The organism is Streptomyces sp. NPDC000410 (assembly GCF_040300305.1).
Classification (GTDB): domain Bacteria; phylum Actinomycetota; class Actinomycetes; order Streptomycetales; family Streptomycetaceae; genus Streptomyces.
The window spans coordinates 148,220-167,091 of record NZ_JBEPDM010000009.1 but is presented as its reverse complement, the minus strand read 5'-3'; the positions used below and the strand labels follow the sequence as shown (position 1 = coordinate 167,091).

The 18,872-nt window shown below is 72.0% G+C and carries 13 protein-coding genes; 3 read left to right on the top strand and 10 right to left on the bottom strand.

All coding sequences use genetic code 11. The annotated features are described in order from the left end of the window. Positions 1–32: 32 nt before the first annotated feature. Positions 33–662: a DUF7019 family protein gene (locus ABT342_RS14065; RefSeq protein WP_351571991.1), complete on the top strand. Its 630-nt coding sequence runs from the start codon at positions 33–35 to the stop codon at positions 660–662. A 16-nt stretch (positions 663–678) separates the two neighbouring features. Here ABT342_RS14065 and ABT342_RS14060 read toward each other — a convergent pair whose 3' ends face one another. Together ABT342_RS14060 and ABT342_RS14055 are read right to left on the bottom strand one after the other, a co-directional pair. Continuing rightward, a complete protein-coding gene (locus ABT342_RS14060; RefSeq protein WP_351571989.1) occupies positions 679–1,935 on the bottom strand; it encodes an FHA domain-containing serine/threonine-protein kinase in 1,257 nt (418 codons plus the stop codon). Continuing rightward, the gene (locus tag ABT342_RS14055; RefSeq protein ID WP_351571987.1) at positions 1,932–5,480 is read right to left on the bottom strand and encodes a WD40 repeat domain-containing serine/threonine protein kinase; all 3,549 of its coding nucleotides are present in this window, start codon (positions 5,478–5,480) and stop codon (positions 1,932–1,934) included. The genes ABT342_RS14060 and ABT342_RS14055 overlap by 4 nt, the downstream gene beginning before the upstream one ends. A 202-nt stretch (positions 5,481–5,682) precedes the next feature. Here ABT342_RS14055 and ABT342_RS14050 point away from each other — a divergent pair, with 202 nt between their 5' ends. Further along, positions 5,683–10,176: an FtsK/SpoIIIE domain-containing protein gene (locus ABT342_RS14050; protein ID WP_351571984.1), complete on the top strand. Its 4,494-nt coding sequence runs from the start codon at positions 5,683–5,685 to the stop codon at positions 10,174–10,176. 90 nt (positions 10,177–10,266) lie between these two features. On the opposite strand, the gene ABT342_RS14045 is transcribed toward ABT342_RS14050, so the two are convergent. From ABT342_RS14045 to ABT342_RS14025, 5 genes are all read right to left on the bottom strand, one after another. Continuing rightward, complete coding sequence (locus tag ABT342_RS14045; protein ID WP_351571981.1) at positions 10,267–11,745, bottom strand: hypothetical protein; 1,479 nt, start codon at positions 11,743–11,745, stop codon at positions 10,267–10,269. Positions 11,746–11,778: 33 nt separating this feature from the next. Then, on the bottom strand, positions 11,779–12,417 hold the full coding sequence (locus tag ABT342_RS14040; RefSeq protein WP_351571978.1) for a hypothetical protein: 639 nt from the start codon (positions 12,415–12,417) through the stop codon (positions 11,779–11,781). A gap of 39 nt (positions 12,418–12,456) precedes the next feature. Beyond that, complete coding sequence (locus ABT342_RS14035) at positions 12,457–12,741, bottom strand: hypothetical protein (RefSeq protein ID WP_351571975.1); 285 nt, start codon at positions 12,739–12,741, stop codon at positions 12,457–12,459. Positions 12,742–12,840: 99 nt separating this feature from the next. After that, complete coding sequence (locus ABT342_RS14030) at positions 12,841–13,134, bottom strand: WXG100 family type VII secretion target (protein WP_351571972.1); 294 nt, start codon at positions 13,132–13,134, stop codon at positions 12,841–12,843. Positions 13,135–13,222: 88 nt separating this feature from the next. After that, entirely contained in the window at positions 13,223–14,440 is a 1,218-nt protein-coding gene (locus ABT342_RS14025; RefSeq protein WP_351571969.1) for an SUKH-4 family immunity protein, read from the bottom strand. Between the two features lie 126 nt (positions 14,441–14,566). On the opposite strand from ABT342_RS14025, the gene polX reads away from it, so the two are divergent. Then, the gene (gene polX / locus ABT342_RS14020; protein WP_351571966.1) at positions 14,567–16,288 is read left to right on the top strand and encodes a DNA polymerase/3'-5' exonuclease PolX; all 1,722 of its coding nucleotides are present in this window, start codon (positions 14,567–14,569) and stop codon (positions 16,286–16,288) included. A 9-nt stretch (positions 16,289–16,297) separates the two neighbouring features. Here the strand turns inward: polX and ABT342_RS14015 are convergent, their stop codons facing one another. From ABT342_RS14015 to ABT342_RS14005, 3 genes are all read right to left on the bottom strand, one after another. Next, positions 16,298–17,104 carry an endo alpha-1,4 polygalactosaminidase gene (locus ABT342_RS14015; RefSeq protein WP_502965531.1) on the bottom strand — a complete coding sequence of 269 codons (807 nt, stop codon included), beginning with the start codon at positions 17,102–17,104 and terminating at the stop codon, positions 16,298–16,300. After that, positions 17,098–17,760 carry a spherulation-specific family 4 protein gene (locus ABT342_RS14010; protein WP_351571963.1) on the bottom strand — a complete coding sequence of 221 codons (663 nt, stop codon included), beginning with the start codon at positions 17,758–17,760 and terminating at the stop codon, positions 17,098–17,100. The genes ABT342_RS14015 and ABT342_RS14010 overlap by 7 nt, the downstream gene beginning before the upstream one ends. A gap of 184 nt (positions 17,761–17,944) precedes the next feature. Beyond that, positions 17,945–18,865, bottom strand: a complete 921-nt coding sequence (locus ABT342_RS14005) for an NAD-dependent epimerase/dehydratase family protein (RefSeq protein ID WP_351571961.1) — start codon at positions 18,863–18,865, stop codon at positions 17,945–17,947. Between the last annotated feature and the right edge of the window lie 7 nt (positions 18,866–18,872).

The following is an 18,872-nucleotide window of genomic DNA, read 5'->3' as shown; positions in this document are numbered from 1 at the left end:
ATCCGGTGTACCGCGCGGGGGAGGAGGCGGAATTGTCCTTCCGCTATTACCTGTACATCAGCGACGCCAAGGTCGACATGCTGCTGTCGCAGATCGACCCGGCCTGGTCGCGCAAGCGGGTCACGGAGTTCAGCGTCGGCCTGCAGGTGGCCGGTGCCAAGCGCAGCGTCGAGACGACGGGCGCCGACCGCGTCGCGCGCCTGGAGCGCGTGGTGCGCCATCTCGAGGACCACGGTGATCTCGGAGACGTGGACGAGCCAGGGCAGTATGTGCACGGGGTCCTGCCCATGCAGTGGGGCACGGTCGGCAGCGACGACGCCGTGTATTTCGGCGGCCGCAGCGAGCGGACGGTCGTCGGCCTCGGCGGATCGACGGGCCATGCGCTGGGGACCGTCGTGGCCGCGCCGACGGAGACCCGGCTGAGCGCCTCGCTCCTGCCGGTGCTGGTCGAGCGGCTTGCCGAGTTCGCGCCCGGCGACGAGGCGGCCGACGCCCTCGCCATGGTCGTACAGGCCAACGCCGCGCTCCGCGGCCCCGCGCAGCGGTTCGAGTTCGTGGCGAAGCGGATGCTGCACGGACCGCACCCGTACCCGGAGCTGTCCCCTCGGGGCGGCATGACGGTGCTGCTCGGCAGCCCTCTCTACGTCGCCATGGCCGACTGAATCGGAGCGAGGACCCTCACGGCGCGGCGGCCTCCAGCGCCCCGGCCAGCTCCGTCGCCGTGCCGATCGTGATCCGCGGGGTGTCGACCAGCGCCTCGTCGATCACGTCCGCCAGCCGGTGCGGAATCGACGGGTCGCGCTCCCTGATCCGTACGACCGGCTCGCGCAGCGCGACCGCGACGGGGTCCTTGTGCGGTGGGAAGTCGCGTGGTGTCGCGCCGGTGAGCAGCCAGTACAGACAGGCCGCCGCCGCCCATACGTCGACCTCGGGGCCCGCGTACTTGTAGCCGAGCAGTTGCGTACGTGCCGTGAAGGGGATCGTGCCGCCCAGGGCTCCGGTCCTGGTGTGGCCGGAGAGGCCCGCGTGTTCGAACGCCTTGGCCAGACCGAAGTCCGCGAGCTTGACCACGGGACGCGCTCCGGCATCCGCTCGCGCCAGCAGGATGTTGGCGGGCTTCACATCGCGGTGCACCAGACCACGTGCCGTGGTGTGCGTGCCGCCCGTGCCGTCCGCGTGCGTCGGCGCGGGCACCACCGCCCGGTGCGCGTGAGCGAGACCCGACAGCACCTGCCGTACGACGTGCAGAGCGTCGGCCACCGGAACCGTGCCGCCGTGCAGGGCGGCCAGCCGTTCGAGACCGCCGCCGGGACAGTACTCGCAGACGAAGTAGAACTCGCCCCGCCGGTCGCCGCTGCCGCGGAACTCGACGATGTTCGGGTGGCGCAGGGCGCGGATGCTCTCGAACTCGCGGCGGAACGCGAAGCGCGCGTGCTCGTCGACCGTCCTCGTGGCCCGTACGCGCTTGAGCGCGACCAGTTCCCCCGTACCCGTATGACGTGCCAGATGGACGACGCCCTGGGAGCCGCGGCCCAGCTCGCGCACGATCGCGTAGTCGCCCACGACCGCCGGTGCGGGGTCGGCCGGTTCCTCCCGCGTCGTCCCCGCCGCGTCGTCCGGTCCTTCGGCCACCGCGATGCGCAGCGTCACGTCACCGACGCGGACCTCGTCCCCGTGCGCGAGCGGGTGTTCCGTGAGCCGCCCGAGCCGCTCGCCGTTGACGTGGGTGCCGTAGCTGCTGCCGAGATCCCGTACCCGCAGCAGGGGCGGGTCGATGTCCAGCCGGCAGTGCCGCCGGGACACACCGCGGTGCCGCTCGGCGATCCGGATGGCGCACTCGGCCGACCGGCCCACCTCGCAGGTGACCCGCTCGCGGTAGACGTACTCCTCGATCGCGGCGCCGCTGTGCACCGAGACGGTCACCAGCGCGGTCACCGGGCGTCGGCCTCCCCGGTGAAGCGGTAGTCCCAGTCCAGCTCCCACAGCCGGATCGCCGGGCGGGCGTCGGTCGACACCACGTTCCGGCCGTCGGAGGTGAAGCGCACCGAGGTGACGATTTCGGGATGGGGCGCGAGGGTGTGCACACACATGCCCGACCGGACGGACCACAACCGCAGGATCCTGTCGAATCCGGCCGTCAGCACATAGCGCCCGTCCGGGCTCACGTCGAACGTCTCGCAGTTCTCGGGCAGTTCGCGGATGACGCGGCCGGTGTCCGCCTCCCACACCCGGACGGTGGCCACTCCGCAGGTCGCGCCGATCCGGCCGTCCGCGCTCATGGCCAGGGTCGGGTAGTAGTCGGTGTCGATCGCGTACATCTGGCGGCAGTTCGGTACGTCCCACGCCGTCAGCCCACGCGTCGTGTTGACGAACAGTCGCCTGCCGTCCGGTCCGAACCTCAGCTCCACCTGCCCGGGACCGACGGGAAAGCTGTGCAGCCGGCGTCCGCCCGCCGTCCGCCACAGCATGACGGTGCGGTCGCTCCGACCGGCCGACGCGGCGTGGGTCCCGTCGTCGCTCAGCCGGACGGAACCGACCGGGCCGTCGTGCGCCGGCATCGTACGGACCCGGGCGGCCGGGCGCAGACGCCACAGACACAGCGCGCCCTCGGCGTCGCCGACCAGCGCGTACTGGCCTTTGCGGTCCATCGAGACCGCCTTGACCCGCCCCCGGTTCCCGTACAGCTGCGCGCGCCTGGTCCCGCTCTCGAAGTCCCACAGGTGTGCGGTGCCCGCCCAGTCCGCGGTGACGGCGATGCCGCTCTCCTCGGCGATCAGGATCGTATGGGTGTTGCCCACCTGCTCGGGGAACGCGTGCAGGCCCTGTCCGGTCTGGAGCTCCCACACGCGGACGCGCCCGTCGGCCCCGCCGGTCACCATCAGCTCGGCGTCGTCGCTCAGTGCCAGACTGACCCGGGGGGTGAAGGTGAAGCTCCCGCCCTTGAGGTCGTAGCGCCGCCAGATGCCCAGCAGATCGGTGCGCCTGCCCGCCGCCCGGCCCAGCTCGCCCCACAGCGCGCGCAGCCGGGGATGGCGCTCGAAGCCGGGAACGGCCCGAGCGGCCCGCAGGACCCCGGCGGCCGCCGCCGTCATGCCGCGCCTGGTCAGCTCCTGCGCGCGCTCGTACCCGCTCCGGACCTTCTTCTCGCCCTCTTCGAGAGCCGCCGCTGTCCGTGGCCGCGCGTAGCTCCAACCGGCACGGAAGCCGGGCCGGGGCAGGTGGTGGACCTGGACGCCGCCGCCGGCGTCGCCGAGGACGACGACCCTGCCGTCACCACTGAGGGCCACACACCGCAGGCCCAGGGCCGCCGTCTCGCCGGACCGGGCGTCGATGGTGCGCAGGCAGCGACCGGAGCGCGTCTCCCAGACCTGCAGCGGCTGGTCGATGCCTCCGTTCACGATCGAGACCGCGACCGTGGCGTCGCTGTTCAGCACGACCGTGGAGTGGGGGTTCAGCCGGTTGGGCACGGTGTCGCGGGTCCGGTCGGCCCTGGTTTCCCAGATGTGTACGTCCAGCGCCCCGCCGGCCAGCAGGGCGTATGTCCCGTCCGGGCTCAGCGCCAGCTGGTCGATACCGGTGCGGTGCATGTCCGCGGACGTGACCAGCTGGTGCACCGCTCGGTCCCGGGCGACGTCCCACACCGCCACACCGCCCTCGCTCGGCGCGCCGGACACCACGAAGCCGCCGTCCTCGCTGATGGCGACGTGGGAGACCGGTGCGGGGCTGTGGTGGATCTCCGGCGACAGCAGGCGGGTGGCCGGGTCGGTCTTCCGGAACGGTGTGGGCGGGTGGGTGAGTTCCCGCACCAGCCGCCCGGTGCCCGGGTCCCACACCTGGACCAGCCCGCTGTGGTACGCGACGGCGGCGCCGGAGCCGGTCAGGGCGACGTCGAGGACTCCCGACGCGTGCGCGGTCAGGACGCGCAGACGGGTGCCGTCGCCGAGGTCCCACAGCTCGACGGGGCCTTCGCGGTGTGCGGTGAGCCCTCTGCGGCCGTCGCCGGTGACGGCGACGGCGGTGACGGGGGAGGACGCCGAGGGCGGCAGCTCGTACCGGCAGCGGTTCTGTGCCGGTGCCCACACCCGTACGCGGCCGTCCGCGCCGCCGGTGAGTGCCACCTCGCCGGTGGCGTCGATCGCGATGGCCGTCACCGCACCCCGGTGGCCCGACAGGCGCTCGGGTCGCGGAGGGCTGCCGCGACGCGCCAACTCGGCACGTGCGAGCTCCACCTCGGGGCTTTCGGGCGCGGCGGCCAGCAGCTCACGGGCCGCCTCGTGGTCCCCGCGCTCGACATGGACGAGGCCGAGCAGATGGTCCGCCTGCCAGCGCTCGCCCTGGATGGTGCGCGCCGTGCACAGATCCGACACGACCTGTTCGTCGGAGAGTCTCGCGCGACGCCAGCGGTACAGCGCCCAGTTGTAGACCGTCGACGGATGGTGCGGGTCGATGTCCATGGCCGCGCGCCACAGCCGCTCGGACTCGTCCGCCCGGTCCAGGTCCAGGAGCGAGAGCGCCTGGTTGGACAGGCCGTCGGCGAGCAGATCCGCGGCCTTGGGCGGGACGCGGGGATACGGCGAGCCGACGGCGTCCGCGTAGATCCCGGTGACCGCCGCGGCCAGTTCGTCGAGCCGGTGCGGGCGCGCGGCCGGGTCGACGTCGAAACACCGCCGCAGCAGATCCACGAGCGCGGGCGGCATCGCGGGCACGCCCGATCGCGGCCGCCCGGATTCCAGGAAGTCGGCGAACACCTCCGGTGCCAACTGCCCGTGCTCCCAGGGCCGGCCGCCCACGAACATCTCCAGCACGCACAGCGCCCACGACCAGACATCGGTCGCGCGGGTGAGGGTGACCCGCGCCCCGGCCACCGCGTCGGCCTGCTCCGGAGAGCGGTACTGGCGCGTCATGCCGCCGAAACTGGCCTGCAGGCTCGCGTCCGGAGCCCCGGCGGCGTGCTCCCCTGCCGCCGCGCGCGCACCCGCGAGCCCGAAGTCGGTGACCTTCGCAGTCCAGTCGGCGTCGATGTCGACCATGATGTTGGCCGGTTTGACGTCCTGGTGGATCACGCCCTGCCGGTGTGCGTGGTCGATGCCCCAGGCGATCTGCACGGCCATGTCCAGTACGCGGGCGGGGGAGCCGCCCTGGCCCTCGTACAGCCGCCCGTCCCGGACGAGCTCCGCGAGCGAGCCCCCGGCGACCCACTCGGCGAACACGCACGGGAGCCCGTCGACCCGGCGTACGTAATGACAGTTGACCACGTTCGGATGAAGCCCGAGCCCCACCCACGTACCCGCCTCGGTCTCGAAATCGGCGCGCCCCGCCGCGGTGGCCGCCTGCCGGGGGCCCGGCACCTTGACCGCGAGGTCCGTGTTCCAGCCGCGGTGCCGGGCCCGGTAGACCAGGCCCATCCCGCCGCTGAGGACGTCGAGCACTTCGTACAGATCGAGAACGACGTCACCGCTCCGCCAATTCCGCACCGTCATGGGGACAAACCTTGCGTGTCCGGGAGGGCTTTGACAACTCGGGCGATCAGGGGCGCTCCGCCCGCGGACATCCCGGCGGTGAACCGGCCCCGGACCGGTGAACCACATGAGGACCGCGTCCGTAAGGCCGGGGAACCGGATCCGGTGCCACGCGCGCCGAAAGCCGATTCACGCCCGGTTCCCGCTCCCCTGGAGAAGCATCGTGCCGCTGATATTCACCGTGGTCGACGATGGCGGCCACGCCTTTGACGTCCAACTCGACGCAGATCCCGACACCTCCGTCGGCACCATCGCGCAAGCCCTCGCGGAGACGGGCGGCACACCGCTGCCCCTGACCGGATCCGGACTGCACCTCGACGGAGTCGTCCTTCCGGAGGACATGACGCTGCGGGACTCGCCGCTGCGGGACGGCGCCGTGGTCGGCCTCGGCCACGCCGCGGGCCGTCCGCCGGCGGAGCCGGGGGGCCTTGTCGAAGTGCGCACCGTAGGCGGCCCCGGGGCCGGTTCGGTGCACCGGCTCGACATCGGCGAGTACCGGCTGGGCCTCGCCGCCGACGGCACCCCGCAGATCGTCCGTGGCGTTCCCCACCGCATCTTCGCCCTGATGCGCGTCGGCCCCGGCGGACGGGTCGCGGTCGCGCCCCAACCGGACGCGACCGCGCTGCAGCTGGACCGCGAGGACGTCGAGGACATCACCGACTGGCCCGTCGGCGGACAGCTCGTCATGGGCGACTGCGTGCTCGAACTCGTCACCCCGGAGCGGCCCGACGCGGCCCTGCAGCGCTCCGAGGACGGCACCGGCCTGGACTACAACCGCCCGCCGCGGCTGCTGCCGCCGGTCGCCGAGACCAAGTTCAGGCTGCCCTCGCCGCCGACGAAGCCCGCCAGGCGGCAACTGCCCTACTTCGCCGCGGCCATGCCGATCGTGATGGCCATCGCCGGAGTCCTGATCTTCAACCGGCTCACCTACCTGCTCTTCGGTCTGCTCTCGCCCGTCATGGTCATCGGCACCTGGCTCATGAGCCGCCGCGAGGGCAAGGAGACCTATGGCGAGCAGCTCGCCAAGTACGAGGAGACGAAGGCCCGGATCGAGAAGGACGCCGAGGAGGCCGTGGTCGCCGAACGCACCTCGCGCCGCCGTGGCTTCCCCGACCCCGCCGCCGTGCTCCTCACCGCCGTGGGGCCGCGCCGCCGGCTGTGGGAGCGGCGCCTGAAGGACACGGACTTCCTCGAACTGCGCGTCGGCACCGCCGACATGCCCTCCGAGGTCGTGCTCGAGGACCCCACCCTGGACGAGCACCGGCGCAAGGTCGCCGTCGCCGCCTACGACGTACCGGTGACCGTCGCCCTGCGCGAGCACAAGGTGCTCGGGATCGCCGGGGCCGGGCCCGCCTCCCGCGCCGTGGCACGCTGGACCGTCGCCCAGGCGGCCGTCCTGCACAGCCCGAAGGACCTGCACATCCACGTGCTCACCACCGGGGGCGACGGCGAGGAGGTCTGGAACTGGGTCCGCTGGCTGCCGCACGTACGCCACCACACCGGCGACATCGTCGCCAACGTCGGTACGGACACCGAGAGCGCGGCCCGCCGGGTGGCCGAGCTCACCGCCCTGATCTCCGCGCGCGCCTCGATGACCCGCGAGCAGCGCACGGGCCGCGAGCCCGACGTACTCGTCGTCCTGGACGGCGCCCGGCGGCTGCGCTCCCTGCCCGGAGTGGTGCAGATCCTCCGGGACGGGCCGGCCGTCGGCGTGCACGCCGTCTGCCTGGACGTCGAGGAGCGCCTGCTTCCCGAGGAGTGCCTGGCGGTCGTGGTGGAGGAGCCGGGCGGCACCCTGCGTGTCGGGCTGTCGGGGTCGGCCACGCTCACCGGGGTGCGCGCGGACACCGTGTCCGCCGAATGGTGCCGGTCCGTCGCCCGCGCGCTCGCCCCGGTGCGGGACACCGGCGGCGCGGACGACGAGGGCGCCGTACTGCCTTCGGCCGCGCGGCTGCTGGACGTCCTGATGCTCGACCGGCCCACACCGGACATGATCGCGGGCCGCTGGAAGTCGGGCGGCCGCACGACATCGGCCGTCGTCGGCATCTCCCTCGACGGCCCGTTCGCGCTCGATCTGCGCCGCGACGGCCCGCACGGCCTCATCGCCGGGACCACCGGCGCCGGAAAGTCCGAGCTCCTCCAGACGATCGTCGCCTCGCTCGCGGTGGCCAACCGGCCCGACGCCATGACCTTCGTGCTCGTCGACTACAAGGGCGGCTCGGCGTTCAAGGACTGCGTCGACCTTCCGCACACCGTGGGCATGGTCACCGACCTGGACGCCCACCTCGTCGAGCGGGCCCTGACCTCCCTGTCCGCGGAGCTGAAGCGCCGTGAGCACATCCTCGCCGAAGCGGGGGCCAAGGACATCGAGGACTACGTCGACCTGCTGCGGCGCGAACCGCAGCGCACGCCGATGCCCCGGCTCCTCATCGTCATCGACGAGTTCGCCTCGATGGTCCGCGACCTGCCCGACTTCGTGAAGGGCCTGGTCAACATCGCCCAGCGGGGCCGTTCCCTCGGCATCCACCTGATCCTGGCGACCCAGCGCCCCAGCGGTGTGGTCTCACCCGAGATCCGCGCCAACACCAACCTGCGGATCGCCCTGCGGGTCACCGACAGCTCCGAGAGCCAGGACGTGCTGACCTCGCCGGAGGCCGCCGGAATCTCCAAGTCGACACCGGGCCGGGCCTATGTGCGCCTCGGCCAGAACTCCCTCATCCCGTTCCAGGCCGGGCGGGTCGGCGGCCGCAGGCCGGGTGTCGCACAGGAAGCGATCCCGGCGCCCTGGGTCGTGCCGATCGGCTGGAGCCACCTCGGCCACCCGCTGCCGCCGCGCCCGCGCGCCGCGCGCGACGAGTCCGACGACGCGATCACCGACCTCGCCGACCTCGTCCAGGCGATCAGGGGCGCCAACCAGGACATGAACCTTCCGCCGCAGCACAGCCCCTGGCTCCCGGCCCTGCCCACCACCCTGACCACGGACGACCTGCCGCCCGTCCCCGACACCGGCACCTACGACCTGCCGCCGGTCGCCTACGGGCTGGTGGACGTGCCCGAGGACCAGGCGCAGCGACCCGTGGTCCTGGACCTCGCCACACTCGGCCACCTGCACATCGTCGGATCCCCGCGCGCCGGCCGGTCGCAGACGCTGCGCACCATCGCCGGATCGGTGGCCCGCGCGTACTCCTCGGCCGATCTGCATCTGTACGGGATCGACTGCGGCAACGGCGCGCTGCTGGCCCTGGAGGCACTGCCGCACTGCGGAGCCGTCGTCCAGCGTGCCCAGCCCGAACGGGTCGCACGGCTGCTGTCCCGGCTCATGAAGGAGGTGACCCGGCGTCAGGAACTCCTGGCCGCACGGGGCGCCGCCGACCTGCCCGAACTGCGCGGGGCGCTCGCACCCGAGGAGCGCCCGGCGCACATCATGGTGCTCCTGGACCGCTGGGAGGTCTTCGACAAGACGCTGAGCGACTACGACGGTGGGAGCCTGTTCGACGCGGTGTCGGCACTGCTCCGGGACGGGGCGAGCGTCGGCGTTCACATGGTGGTCGCCGGTGACCGCTCGCTCTTCTCCAGCCGGATGGCCTCCACCACCGAGGACAAGCTCGTGCTGCGCCTCAACGAGAAGTCCGAGTACTCCATGATCGGTATCCACGCCCGCTCGGTCCCGGACGAGATTCCGTCCGGCCGCGCGCTGCGCGCGACGGACAAGTGCGAGGTGCAGATCGCTCTGCTGGGCCCGGACGGCAGCGGCCAGGCGCAGGCCGCGGAGGTGCAGCGGATCGCCGTCGCGTGCCGGGAGCGGGACGCCCACGTCCCGGCCCCGGCGCGGCCGTTCCGGGTGGATCTGCTGCCCGACCGGCTCACCTTCCAGCAGGCCGTGGCGTATCTGCCGCAGCGGCAGCCCGGGGCGCTGTGGGCCATGGCAGGGGTCGGCGGTGACGAACTGACCGCCGTGGGACCGGACTTCGCGATGACGCCGACCTTCCTCGTGGGCGGGCCGTCCCGCTCCGGCCGCAGCACCGTCCTGCTGACGATGGCCCTGTCGCTGATGGCGGCCGGTACGCCGGTCGTGGTCGCGACGCCGCGTAGCTCCCCGCTGCGTGACCTCGCGGGCAGGCCCGGGGTCCTCGCGCTCTTCGACGGGCCCGACATCGACCCCGAGGAGCTGGAGGCGGCCATCGGCCGGGCCTCGGACACCGGAGTCTTGGTGATCCTGGACGACGGGGACCTGCTCCAGCAGACCCAGGCCGAGAACGTGCTCAACCGCATCGCGCGCAGCGGGGCCGAGATGGGTCAGGGCCTGATCGTGTCGGGCCAGCTCGAACGGCTCTCCTCCGGCTACTCCGGCTGGCAGGCGGACATCCGTCGCAACCGGCAGGGCATTCTGCTGAGCCCGCAGAACGTCAGCGACGGTGACCTGATCGGCGTCAAGATCCCGCGCAGCCGGCTCGGTGCCGGCCGGGTGGGACGGGCCATCATGCACCTGGGTGACGGGGTGCTGCGTACCGTGCAGGTCCCGGAGGCGGTCCTGCCGGTGTCCGAGCCGCAGCCTCAGGCCGGGGCCGGGGCCGGGGCCGGGGCCGAGCCTCAGCCCGAGCCCGCCGCGCCCGTGGCCGACGGAACCCCGCCCGGGACCGGCGACGCCGAGCACTGACGGCGAGGCGGACACACGAAAGGGCTCCCGCACCGGATCCGGTGCGGGAGCCCTTTCGTGTGTGCCGGCCCTTCGCCGACGGCTCCCGGATCAGGTGCCGTCGTCGTTCCGGTTGCCCACCAGCGGAGGCCCGTGCAGCGTGCCGTCGAACGTGCCGGCGGTCGCGCCCGGGGCGTAGATGCTGCCGCCGAACGACATGCCCGCGCCGATCGCGCCGGGGACGTTGCCGCGGATCCCGTTGCCCATGTCGATGAAGTACTGCTGGATCGGCCCCGGGGAGTTGCCCCCCGTCGAACCCACCGTCGAATTGCCGGAGCCCGGCGTCGGGTTCGCCGGCCTCGGAGGGATGATGTCGACGTCGTCCGCCACCGACCCGGCCGAGCCGCCGGAGCCGGTCGAGCCGCCCGGGCTCGGCGGCCGGTTCTGCCACGGGAAGACGAAGTCGTCGAGCGGGTTGGCGCTGGGCGTCTGCGGCGGCGGCCTGGGCGGCAGGTTCGTCAGCGGAATGTCGTCCGATGCCGCGCCGACGTTGGAACCGCTACCGCCGCTGCCACCGGTGCCCGGCCGCACGATGTCATCCGCCACGCTGCCCGCACCGCTCGAACCGCTACCGCCGCCCCGCCCGATGCCCCCGATAAAGGTCTTGATGGCGGGCCCGGCCGCTATGAGGCCCTTGATCACGGAGAACCCGCCGAAGGCGGTGCCCACCACGCCGAGGACGATGCCGGCGATGTCCCAGTCCCCGGTCACCACGCCCCGGGCGATGTTGATGCCGAGCGGTACGAGTCCGAAGACCAGGCTGGCGGCACCGAGGGCGAGCGCCAGTGGCTGCATGCCCGGGATGAACGCGAGGACGAAGGAGATGACACCGAGGATGGCGCTCATGATCCCGAACGCCGAGCCGATCTTGTCCCAGAGCTTGTCCCAGAAGTTCTTCTCCTTGACCGCCTGGTCCTCGGCGTGCCCCAAGGCGGTGGCGGCGGTCTTCGCGTCCGTCTCCCGCAGCCCTTTGGCGTCCTCGGCGAGGCGCTTCGCGGCGTCGAGATCGGCCTGGGCCGCGTCGACGGCGCTGTTGGCCGACGAGGCGGCGCTGTCGGCTTCGCGACGGGCGTTGGCGGCCCTGTCCTTGGCCTCCGTGTCGTCGTCCGGCGGCTTCGGCGCACTCTCCAAGGCGGAGATGCTCGCCTCGGCGGCGCTCTGCGAGGCGAGCGCCTCGTCCAGTGCCTTCCTCGCCTCCCTGCCGTCGTTCAGGGCCATTTCGGCCTTACGCTGATGGTCTTCGAGGCGGGGAACATAGTCGGAGACGGCCTTCGCCGCCGCCTCGTAGGAGTCGCGCAGGGCTCCCACCTGCTTGGGCAGTTCCTTGAGCACTTCCTTGAGCGCTTCCATCGACTTGCCCTGGCCGAGTTCCTGGGACTCGATACGGGCGATGACGGAGAAGGCCGACTCCGCCTCCTCGAAGACCTTCTTGTACTCGCCTGCCAGGTTGGTCAGTACCTGTGTGTCGCCGGGGGTCGGATCCTCAGTGAGATCCAGGACCGCCCAGTCACCCACCGGGGGCCGAGCCATCGCACCGACCTCTCTCTCTTTCGTCCGTCATGGTCAAGGCTGGAACCGCAAGGTGCCGCTGATCGCGTCGAACACGTCGAAGAACGCGTCGACCAGGCTCAGGTTGGGGGTGAAACTGGAGACGACCAGGAAGTCCCGGCTGTGCGGCACGGGCACGACCGTGTGCATCAGCGCGGTGCGCACGGTGCCACGGCCCCAGAAGTCGATGTCCTCGATCTGGGTGACGCGTCCCGCACTGCCGATCCCGGGGAGTTCGATGACCTCCGCGGTGTTCGCGGCCGTGCCCTTTCCCAGGGGGTTCCTGGCGTTCTTCAACGCGACCGGAACCATCAGCTCCGACAGGTCGGACGAGTGGTCCTCGGGGGTCAGCACCCGCATCACGATCGTGGTCGCGGTGAGCACTTCGGCGCTGTCGGTGTACTCCATCATGCCGGCGGCCTGCACCGCGCCCCGGGCGTGGGCCTCGCGTGCGCTCTTGCGGGCCGAGCGGATCATCGTGTCGACCATGGTGCGCTCGACCTGCAACCCCTCGGCCTGCGCCTGGATGCCGCGGCGGATGTCGGCGTCCCGGGTGCGGGAATTGAGATCGAGCTTCCACCACGAGTCCGGATAGCGAATGGTGAAGTGGCGCGGTGCCGCGGCGGGCGGCGCCGTAGCGGCCGTTTGTGTCATGGGAGTTGTGCCCCTCACGCGCAGGCCTCTGGCCTGCTTCTACTCGATGTTCTGGGTCACGTCGGCGTCGGTCTGCTCGAAGTTGTCGATGATGCCCTGGGTGGATTTGGTGAACGAGTCCACGTTCTCCTGGACCCGGTCATGGCCCTTGGCCCAGGCGCTGTCGAAGCTGTTGACCGCGTCGATGAGCTGGCGATCGCCCACATCCGCTTCGGTGCCGACCCGCTCCAGGCCCGTCTTGTCCTCGATGCGGGAACGGATGTCCGCGAGGTTCGCGAGGGTGTCCTTCAGATCGTCGACCGGGATGTGGATGGGAGTGCCCATACCTGACCTGCCTCCGGGAGTCGTGCAGCGGCGTCACAGCGCGACCGGCCGGGTTCCGAAGCGCTTCGAGGCGTCCGGAACCCGGCCGTCGCGGTGGGATCAGCCGATTCCGGACGCTGTCTGGTCGTCGGTGTCGCGGAACGCGTCGGCGGTCTTCCGCAGGTACTCGGCGATCTCCTGCATCGTCTGGATGCCCGTCTCCAGGTCCTTCTGGTACTTGTCCCACATGGGTGCGAACTTCTCCTTGGACTTCGGAGTGTCGTAGGAGTTGTCGACGACGTGGTCGATCTTCTGCTTGGCCTCCCTGACGGCGTCCAGCATCCTTTCCTTCTGGTTGTCCATCCAGGACGCGGCTTCCCGCATCTCCTCCGGGCTGACCTTGATGTTGCTCATGCCGGCATCCTCCGTATTCGGGAACGCGACGGGCTTTCCACACCGCCGCACCGGCCTTACGGAGGTCCGGGCGAAACGGTTCACGCCCTCACAGCACGCCGCCGGCCTCGTCGTGGAAGACCTCCGGCCAGTAGCGCCAGTCGCCCTCCCGGTCCGTCGGAGCGCAGGCCACCGGGTCCAGCGAGGCGAGTACGGAGATCATGGTGTCGGCGAGCTGCTGGTACATGTCGTAGGTCAGCTCGTGCACGTGATCGAGGGTCTCCTCGCGCTGGTGCATCCACACGGTGAACGCCAGCGTCGAGACATCGGCGTTCAGCGGTCGCCACTCGCCGTCGAAGTAGCGGGCGTGCACCGCGCCGGTGAGACCGTCGACGACGACCTCGCAGTCCTCGACGACCTCGCCCAGGGCGAACAGCGGGCCGTGGCCGCTCGCGAGGCCGCCGGGGGAGGCGTCCACGTCGCGCCCGCCGTCGTACCGTTCACCGGCCGCCTCGGTGCGTGACGGGCGCAGCGGCGCCTCGTCGTACAACGCGAACATGCCGGCCTCCCGGGGCAGCCCGGTTCCTGAGAGGAATCGCCGAGTCGGTTCGTGGTGCAGGCCCTCGGGCAGGTCGGCCGGGTCGAAACGTGCGATCTCGCCGTCCCCGAATTCCTCCTCCAGCAGGCCCTCCGGCAGCTCGACCAGCAGCCCCCGGCCCGGCCCGGCCATCAGCGCGAGCGGCCGCACCAGGGCGGTGATCATCCAGAACGCGGGAAGAGTACGGTCCCACTGCCCGGGGTCGCCCGCACTGCCCCAGCCGCCGCCGCGCCAGTCCTCGGCACCGAGGACGGAGAGGAACAGCGCGGTGGCGTCCCGCACCGCGTCCACCCCGTGTTGCCCGGAGAACCGCGCGAACCGGCCGGACCGCGAGACGAGTTCGTCCTCGGCCACCAGGAAGCGCGCGAGAGCCTCCAGCGAAGGGGCGAGGGGCAGGACCTCCACCAGGTCCGGATCGTCCGCGAAGAAGTTCATGCTGAACACCCGCCCCGAGGCCCCGTCCAGCACGATGTGCTCGGCCTCGTCGCCCCGGGTGAGGAGGCGGCCGATCGCCAGCAGCCCCTGGATGTGCGCGTCGAGCGCGCCAGGGTCGGCGGACGCGTCGACCAGCTCCGCAACCGGCACCGGCCGGTTCGCCGCCAGCGCCCCGAACCGCAGCCGCTCGCCCCCGGCCGGCAGCCCGGCCCCGCTCAGCAGTCGCCGCGTCCCGGCGTGCGTGATCGCCGGGTGCAGCTCGCTCTCCGCCACCGTGATGACCGACTCCGTCATGATTCCCCCGCCCTCGGGCCCGTCCGTACCGTCGGGCCGACCCTACGAGGCGCCACCGACACCGCCCGGCCCGCCCCTGACGCGCGCGGCGGAGCGCCCCGCCGCTCTCCGTGTGACGCTGGAGGCATGGCCAGGGTCAACGAAGAGATCGAGGCGCTCCTCCAGGAGTACGCCGACCTCATCGCGATCACCGGCGGCGACGCCTTCCGGGTGCGGTCCTACGAGAAGGCCGCCCGCGCCGTCGGCGGCTATCACGCCGATGTCTCCAAGCTCGACGCCAAAGGACTGCGGGAGATCCCCAACGTCGGCAAGTCCATCGCCGACAAGATCGTGGAGTATCTGTCCTCCGGGCAGATCTCCGCCGTGGAGGAACGACGGCAGTCCATCCCGGCGGGCGTCCGTGAGCTGATGACGATCCCGATGCTCGGGCCGAAGAAGGCCATGGTCCTCCACGAGGAACTGGGGGTCTCCTCCGTCGACCAGCTCCTGGACGCCATCCACGCCGAGCGGCTGCGCGACCTCAAGGGCTTCGGCGAGAAGACCGAGGAGAACCTCCTGCACGGCATCGCCCTCATGCAGAAGGCCGGCAGCCGCATCCTCCTCAACGCCGCGATGGACTCCGCCGAGCAGATCATCGCCGAGCTGTCGCAGATCAAGGGCTGCCGGGGCTGCACCTACGCCGGATCGCTGCGCCGGATGCGCGAGACCATCGGGGACATCGACATCCTGGTCGCCGCGGAGAAGTCGGCGCCCTTCATGGAGGCGCTCGGCAGCCTCCCGTACACCGCCGAGGTCATCGCCCACGGCACGAAGAAGACCTCCATCCGCACCACCAAGGGCCTCCAGGTCGATCTGCGGGTCCTGCCGCCGGACTCCTGGGGCGGCGGACTGCAGTACTTCACCGGCTCCAAGGCGCACAACATCCGCACCCGCGAGATCGCCGTGCGCAAGAAGCTCAAGCTGTCCGAGTACGGACTCTTCGACGCCGAGAGCGGCAAGAAGATCACCTCCGGGACGGAGGAGGAGATCTACGAACGCCTCGGCCTGCCCTGGATCCCGCCGACCCTGCGCGAGGACCGCGGCGAGATCGCGGCCGGACTGCGCGGCGAACTGCCCGACCTGGTCACCGAGAAGGACATCCGCGGCGACCTGCACACCCACACCGACCTCACCGACGGCCTCGCCCCGCTCGAGGACATGATCGCCGCGGCCGCCGGGCGCGGCTACGCGTACTACGCGGTCACCGACCACGCCCCCGACCTCGCCATGCAGCGCATGACCAAGGAGAAGATGCTCGCGCAGCGCGAACGGGTCCGCGAACTCGACCGCGAACACCGGGGGATGCGGCTGCTGCACGGAACCGAACTCAACATCGGCCCGGAAGGGGACGTGGACTGGCCCGACGAGTTCCTGGCGGACTTCGACCTCTGCGTGGCCTCGGTCCACTCCCACTTCAACCAGAGCCGGCGGGCGCTCACCCGCCGACTCATCCGCGCCTGCGAGAACCCGTACGTCGCCGTCATCGGCCACCCCACCACCCGCCGCATCGGCAAACGCCCCGGCATCGACGCCGACTTCGACGCGGTCTTCGAGGCCTGCGCGAGGACCGGCACCGCCCTGGAGATCAACGCCCACCCCGAACGGCTCGACCTGAACGACGAGGACATCCTGCGGGCGAAAGGGTACGGGGTGAAGTTCGCCGTGAACTCGGACGCGCACTCGACCACGCACCTGCCGTACATGCGCTACGGAGTGGCCACCGCCCAGCGGGGCTGGCTGACCAAGGACGACATCATCAACACCTGGCCGCTGACGAAACTGCGCCGGTTCCTGCGCCCGGACGTCTGAGCGGGAAGCTCAGCACGGCTGCCGCCACCGGTCCAGCTCGAGCCTCTTGCGCATCGACGACAGCCCGAGACGACGGGCCTCATCGCAGAATTCCGGCGTGCTCAGGGCGTATTCGACGTGGAAGACGGCCTTGTCCGCCTCGATGAACGGGGTCAGCCTCGCGCACTCGTCGTACTGGGCGCATTCCTCGTTGACCGCGAAGTCGAAGTCCCGCACCAGCTGCGGGATCTGCGGAAGATCGTTCTTGAGCCCCACCGCCAGGCCTCGGTCGTGCGCGATGCGCGCGATCATGCGGTTGTACGCGAGCTGGTGCGCTGCCGTCAGCGGGAAGCCGGTGTCGTTCAGATAGGCGTCCATGAGGTCCGGTTCCACCGCGTCGAAACCCTTGTCGCGGCACATGTCGAAGCGCTTCTCCAGCAGCGGGCGCAGCACGTCGAGCCGACGGATGTCGAGCCACCGCTCGCCGTCCCAGCCGTTCGGCCGCCCGCGCACGCCGGCCGGGAAGTCGGCGTGGTCGGGGCGGAAGTCCTCCCACGCACCGGCGTTGACGTAGCAGATGACCTTGCGGCCGTCCCGGTGCAGCCGTGCGACATCGGCCGCCGAGTTCTCGAAGCCGTCGATGTCGTACACGGGAACGTCGGCGGCCGCCGGGTCCGCGCGGCCGTTCAGCTGCCACTGCCAGGGCGTGCCGGGCCGGGGCTGCCACCGGGGCCGGTCGGGGGAGGGCCGGTGGTCCGACGTGCACCCCACCGGCAGCAGGAGGAGGACCGCGAGGGCGACGAACAGCCAGGGGCGGCGGGTGGAAACGGTCACCAGGCGTCTCCGAAGAGGCCGGGCGGCGGCGCCGCCCAAGGATTGGGCAGGGTACCGGCGACCGCGCAGGACACCCCGGCCCCCCGCTCCCGGGCCGCCCGCTCGGCGACGCTCGAGAGCGCGGGCGGTACGCCGTACACCAGATGGCAGAACCGCTCCGGCGGGTGCCGGGCCGTCCAGCGCGGCCGGGTGAAGGCGGACCGGTAGACCGGCCAGGGGCCCTCGAACGTCACGAGCAGATCGGCGATACGGGCATAGCCGGGCGCCGGGTGCACCCCCGGATTGAGGACGACCGTGGTCGCGTCCCGCTGCCGCGCCGCCCGCACGAGGCGCCGGCAGCCGGGCAGGGCGGACCGGTCGGCCGGCACCTGGTCGAAGAAGCAGCCGTCGGTGCCGTACCAGGTGCGATGCCGGTCGAGGTCGTCGAGCACGGCGGAGTCCGGGCGCGCGCCGTAGTCCATATCGACGTAGCCGAGCACGCGCGTGCCCGCCGCGCGCAGGTCGCGGGCGGCGGAGACGAACGCCGGATCGGGCGCGGCACCCGGCCCGTTCGCGGCGTTCAGCACCACGCCGTACACCCGCTCGGACGCGGCCGCGAGCAGCCGCCAGGCGTCGGGGTCCTGGGCGGGGTGGATGTAGAGAGGGATGAGCAGGGTCATGGGACGAGTCCGTTCGCGGAGATTTCAGCCACCGCCCGCGATCGGCACCGCGCGGTGCCACCTGCGGTACGTGCCCGTCCGCGGGCCGGTGGGTGGTTCGTGGCCAACCCGTTCCTCCCCCCAGGACTTCGTCCTGGGGGGACCCCCACGCGGCACGCAAGCCCACGAACCACCAGGAGGGGCGTCACGGCACCGGGTCCAGTTCCGGTCGCGAGGACACCGACGACCAGAGCGAGCCCAGGGAGTCGGTCAGCCGGAAGCGGGGCTGCCAGTCGAGGGCGTCGCCGGCCGCCGTGATGTCGGAGCACTGCCAGTCCACCCCGGCCGAGCGCGCCGAGCCGCCGACCGTCCCCGCCTCCTCGGTCCGGCCCCGGAAGCCCGACGCCTCCACCAGGCCGTGCACCAGCGCCCGGATCGGCACCGCCCGTCCGCCGCTGATGTTCAGGACGCGGGGGAGCGGACCGGGGGCGGTCGTGGCCAGGGCGACCGCCTCGGCCAGGTCCCGTACATCGATGAAGTCGCGGTACGCGGACAGGTCCCCGAAGCGGACGACGGCGTCCTCGCCCGTGCCCGCCCGGCGCAGCCGCAGCGCGGTGCCGCCGGGCAGGCTCTGCGCCGGGGCGCCGGGCCCGACCGGGTTGCCCACCCGCAGGACGACGGCGTCGAGCCCGGAGGAGGTCACCGCGACCGTCCCCGCGAGCTTGGTCGCGCCGTACGGGGCGACCGGCCGGGTGGGGGCCGCCTCGGTGACCCGTACCCCGTGCTCGGTCGCCCCGTACTCCGCGGCCGAACCCAGATGGACCAGCCGGGCCCCGGGCGCGGCCTCCCGCAGCGCCGCGCACAGCACGGCGGGCCCGCGGGCGTTGACCTCGGCGAGCGTCACCGCGTCGCCGCCCACGGCCCCGACGCAGTTGACGACCGCGTCGGGGGAGAAGTCCGCGAGCGCCTCGGCCAGCCGCCCCGTGTCGGCTGTGGCGAGGTCCGCGCGGAACTCCGACGCCGGGGAGCGGCCGCCGCCGGCCGGCCGCACGCCGTCAAGGGCGCGCAGCCGCTCGATGACGTGCCCGCCCAGATACCCGGTGTGGCCCAGGACCAGGATGCGCATGAGGTGT

Bases quoted from the DNA above. Each gene is read 5' to 3' on its own strand.
- ABT342_RS14005 (WP_351571961.1), bottom strand. From the start codon at position 18,865: ATGCGCATCCTGGTCCTGGGCCACACCGGGTATCTGGGCGGGCACGTC.
- ABT342_RS14040 (WP_351571978.1), bottom strand. From the start codon at position 12,417: ATGACACAAACGGCCGCTACGGCGCCGCCCGCCGCGGCACCGCGCCAC.
- ABT342_RS14030 (WP_351571972.1), bottom strand. From the start codon at position 13,134: ATGAGCAACATCAAGGTCAGCCCGGAGGAGATGCGGGAAGCCGCGTCC.
- polX (WP_351571966.1), top strand. From the start codon at position 14,567: ATGGCCAGGGTCAACGAAGAGATCGAGGCGCTCCTCCAGGAGTACGCC.
- ABT342_RS14025 (WP_351571969.1), bottom strand. From the start codon at position 14,440: ATGACGGAGTCGGTCATCACGGTGGCGGAGAGCGAGCTGCACCCGGCG.
- ABT342_RS14045 (WP_351571981.1), bottom strand. From the start codon at position 11,745: ATGGCTCGGCCCCCGGTGGGTGACTGGGCGGTCCTGGATCTCACTGAG.
- ABT342_RS14035 (WP_351571975.1), bottom strand. From the start codon at position 12,741: ATGGGCACTCCCATCCACATCCCGGTCGACGATCTGAAGGACACCCTC.
- ABT342_RS14055 (WP_351571987.1), bottom strand. From the start codon at position 5,480: ATGACGGTGCGGAATTGGCGGAGCGGTGACGTCGTTCTCGATCTGTAC.
- ABT342_RS14010 (WP_351571963.1), bottom strand. From the start codon at position 17,760: ATGACCCTGCTCATCCCTCTCTACATCCACCCCGCCCAGGACCCCGAC.